Source organism: Gemella sp. GH3 (assembly GCF_013415425.1).
In the GTDB taxonomy this organism is placed as follows: domain Bacteria; phylum Bacillota; class Bacilli; order Staphylococcales; family Gemellaceae; genus Gemelliphila.
In genome coordinates this window covers 1-1,037 of sequence record NZ_JACBYC010000061.1, presented here as the reverse complement: position 1 = coordinate 1,037, position 1,037 = coordinate 1, and the positions used below count along the sequence as shown (strand labels likewise).

1 protein-coding gene and 1 pseudogene are annotated in these 1,037 nt (G+C 28.4%); one reads left to right on the top strand and one right to left on the bottom strand.

From position 1 onward, the window contains the following. Positions 1 to 193, top strand: a pseudogene (locus HZY83_RS01595) (hypothetical protein); the annotation flags it as partial. 20 nt (positions 194 to 213) lie between these two features. Here HZY83_RS01595 and HZY83_RS01590 read toward each other — a convergent pair. Continuing rightward, positions 214 to 765 (bottom strand): YiiX/YebB-like N1pC/P60 family cysteine hydrolase, encoded by a 552-nt coding sequence (locus tag HZY83_RS01590; protein ID WP_002498950.1) that lies wholly within the window; start codon positions 763 to 765, stop codon positions 214 to 216. Between the last annotated feature and the right edge of the window lie 272 nt (positions 766 to 1,037).

The following is a 1,037-nucleotide window of genomic DNA, read 5'->3' as shown; positions in this document are numbered from 1 at the left end:
TGAGAAAAAACCTAAAAAAATTGAATTAAAAAAAAGAATTGGGAATTTACCAGGATATAGGAATTATTTAATAGAATATAAAGAAAAAGATACTACGAAGTACTATTATTATGACTATAAAGCAAAGCAAGTGAAGGGAGAAGAGCAAATAATAAATGGTTATTCTAAAGATTTAAAGACTAAATCTCAATAGATTTAGTCTTTATTTTGTAACTACCATTTATTATCTACGAATTTAAAACCATTGTGCTTAACATCTTGTTTATTAACAAATGCATATGGGGCTACAATACTTGGTGGTAACCAAACTCCATGCTCGGGGATCATATATTGTTTTCCAGCTTTGTAATAGGAATACCATACTATTTCGCTGCAATAGGTTTTTTTGATATTTTTAGGATTTGGTGTAACCTTATATGGTATTTTTTTGCCTTTAAAATATTTAACGGCGTTGTTTGCAGCTTTATTTCCTAGACTAGAATTTTTTGGTCGTGTTACTTTTGTTTTAGGATAGCTTTTAATCCATTTTTTCACTGACATTACTCTTGGATAATGGTGAACTCTAGGAGTGTCTAGAACTTTTCCATTACCTATGTATATACCGTTATGTCCTGTAAGACCACTTGCACTAGTACTTCTAGTTGTTAAGACATCACCTTTTTTATAAGTAAGAGCAAAAGTTTGATTGTGGTTACTAACAATTGCAAGAATCATAGCAAATGATGTGATAAATAAAATTTTTATGAATATATTATTTCTATTCATATATTTCACCTCCGTAAATTATATTACATTTTTTATATAAAAATAAAAAGACGTATTCTTAATAGACCTAGATTTTTTATAGTGTTATATTAATAGCAAAATAAAAAAGAAGTCGTCCACCCCAAACCGACCAAAGTTTACGTGAACGACTAGCCAAAATATAAAACAGTCGATGTTTTTATGTTTTTGTATACTTTGATATTAAACGATATTTGATTATACTTCAACATTTACATTTGACGTTTGGGTGGACGACTTCTTAAAACAAATTA